The sequence below is a fragment of the Stenotrophomonas capsici genome (genome assembly GCF_034961085.1).
Classification (GTDB): Bacteria; Pseudomonadota; Gammaproteobacteria; order Xanthomonadales; family Xanthomonadaceae; genus Stenotrophomonas; species Stenotrophomonas capsici.
Window position 1 is genome coordinate 404 of record NZ_JAYFUH010000262.1, and the last position, 2,809, is coordinate 3,212.

Sequence of the window (2,809 nt, forward strand, 5' to 3'; positions counted from 1 at the left end):
TTAAAACAATTGAATCATTGCTTGATTAAACGTCTGCAAGATGGACAGTCATCCATTCCTGCAGGCGTCCTCACAAGATACCTGCGCATACTTTCAAAGAACTTCGAATCAGGCCTCAGCGCCGTCTTCGTAGGCTGCGACGTTTCCGTCGTAGCGAGCCGCCCATTATAGCCGGCTTTTCCGTTTCGTCAACACCTCGTTTCGAGGAAGTTGACTCAACTGCTTCTCCGTCGCCCGAAGGCATCTTGTTGAAGCGAGCCGCCTACTTTAGCAGGCTTTTCGTTTCCGTCAACACCTCATTTCGAGGCGGTTGGCGCTGCTTCTTGGCGGTGGTCACCGAAGTGGCCGGCGCCGTGAAGCGAGGGAGCGAATTCTAGACATCTTTGTGAAAAGCGCAATCACTTTGTGTGCCTTTGCAGCACATTCCTTGCTGAGGCCAGATTCGGCAAGGTTTTGGACTGATTGAGAGCGAAATCGGATGACGGAGCGCTTCTCTATATGGGTGGCCACGCCCTGGCGTGCCCAGCTGCTGGCGCTGCTTCGGCCTTGCTTGTGGGTGCTTTGGTGCCGCGATTTCGTTCTGCCCTCACCCCAACCCCTCTCCCGCAGGGCGGGAGAGGGGCTCTGACGGCTTTCGTCGGCCACAATGCGGGTTGATCCGGGGGTGTGCGACTGATGACTGACTCTTCTGCTCGTTCGTTCTTCAAAGACATTTCGCTGCCTGCAGTGATTGCCGGCTTCATCACCGTTCTGGTGGGTTTCGCCAGTTCGGCAGTGATCGTGTTCCAGGCAGCACAGTCCGTTGGAGCCGACCAAGCCGAAATAGCCTCGTGGATGTGGGCGCTTGGCATCGGTATGGGCGTGACCTGCATCGGGCTGTCGTTGCGCTACCGCATGCCGGTGGTGACGGCATGGTCCACGCCAGGCGCGGCAATGCTGGTGGTGGGCGCAAGCACGCTGCCCTTGTCCGATGCCATTGGTGCGTTTGTGCTGGCAGCGTTGCTGGCGACGGCGGCCGGCTTCTCCGGTGTGTTCGAAAAGGCGATGCGGCGAATTCCGGTCTCGCTGGCGTCGGGCATGTTGGCCGGCGTCTTGTTGCGCTTTGGGCTGGATGTATTCGTGTCGGTGGGAACGCAACCGCTGTTGGTACTGGCGATGCTCGCGACCTACCTGCTGGGGCGACGGCTGCTGCCACGCTATGCGGTGATCGCAACCTTGCTGGTTGGTGTTGCGATTGCCGCCAGCAAGGGATTGATGCATGTGGATCAGATGCAGCTGCAACTGGCGCGCCCCGTGTTCACCATGCCGACGCTGTCATGGGCGGCGGTGTTCGGCATCGCCCTGCCCTTGTTCATCGTGACCATGGCCTCACAGAACGTGCCCGGAGTGGCGGTGCTGAAGGCGTCCGGCTATGACGCGCCGGTGTCGCCGGTGGTGGGCTGGATTGGTGCGGTCAACATGGTGCTGGCGCCGTTCGGCGGCTATGCCTTGAACCTGGCGGCGATCACCGCCGCGATCTGCATGGGCCGTGACGTGCATGAGGACCCGGCGCGGCGCTATACGGCGGCGGTCAGCGCCGGTGCGTTCTATATCGTCATCGGCCTGTTCGGGGCGACGGTGGCCGCGGTGTTCGCGGCGTTCCCGAAGGAGCTGGTGGCGGCGCTGGCCGGTATTGCCTTGCTTGGCACGATCGGCAACAGCCTGGCCGTTGCGATGCGCGAGGAAGTCGAACGCGAGCCGGCGTTGGTGACTTTCCTGGTGACGGCGTCGGGCCTGTCGATGGCCGGGATTGGGTCGGCGTTCTGGGGGTTGGTGGCGGGTGTGGTGACGTTGCTGGTGTTGCGGCGGTGAGGGGGATGCTGCGCGCGACTTGTGCTCTGCGCGAAAGGGCCTGAGCGGCTGCCCTCTCCCCAACCCCTCTCCCGCTTGCGGGAGAGGGGCTTGAGCAAAGGCTTGAGACAGCGCCTGCGTTAGAGCGGCTTTACCTCGAAGACCTGCTTGAGGGTATGGCGGCCGCCGGGGGCCAGTTCGATCACGTCCGGGCCGACGTTGCCGGCCTCCACGCAGACGTAGTTGCGCCATGCGTCGCCGATGTCGTCCATCTTCGCGGCCTGGGCTTGGCCGGCGTTCCAGACCACGGCGCTGCGGCTGCCACTGGTGGTGATGTCGATGGCGCGCTTGAAGCCAGGATCGCGCAGGACGTAGTGGCCGGCGGCCTGGGTGTAGATGCGATCGCTGCGGCCCGGGTCGCGCGGATCGCGCAGGTTCCAGTCGCCCTGCTGGACGTGGGCGTTGCCGTTGTCGAGCTTGTCCAGGTAGGTCAGGCCGTCCAGGCCGGTGACGTCGACCTTCAGTGCATCGCTGACGTTGAAGTAGTTGTGCAGCGCCTGGGTGATGCTGGTGGGCTGGGTGCCGGTGTTCTCGGTGGTCAGCTCCTGCTCCAGCGTGCGGCCGATGCGCAGCACCATCTGCAGCTTGAGGTTGAGGTTGTCCAGCGGCGGCGGCGCCAGGGTCAGCACGAGGCTGCCATCGGCCTCGCGGCGGGCATCGCGCAGTTCCCAGGCCACGGTGCGGACGAAGCCGTGCGAAGGCACGTCGTTGCCCTGCCCCTGGCGCGAGAAGTACGGCCAGCACACCGGGCTGCCACCGCGGATGGGCGTGGGCGGTTGCTTGGCGTTGGGCGATAGCCACATCACGTCCTGGCCGCCCTTGGGTACGAAGGACAGCAGCTGGCCACCGAACACGCTGATGGCGGCGGTCGAGAACGGCGTTTCCACCTTCCAGGCGGTGAAGCCATTGAAATCGCCTG

General features: G+C 63.6%; 2 protein-coding genes. One reads left to right on the forward strand and one right to left on the reverse strand.

Annotation, left to right across the window (positions count from 1 at the left end):
- Positions 1-675 precede the first annotated feature (675 nt).
- The gene (locus tag VA603_RS19075; protein WP_323439767.1) at positions 676-1,851 is read left to right on the forward strand and encodes a benzoate/H(+) symporter BenE family transporter; all 1,176 of its coding nucleotides are present in this window, start codon (positions 676-678) and stop codon (positions 1,849-1,851) included.
- 119 nt (positions 1,852-1,970) lie between these two features.
- On the opposite strand, the gene VA603_RS19080 is transcribed toward VA603_RS19075, so the two are convergent.
- Positions 1,971-2,809 (reverse strand): D-hexose-6-phosphate mutarotase (locus VA603_RS19080; protein WP_323439768.1); only part of this gene is annotated, 839 nt, incomplete at its 5' end.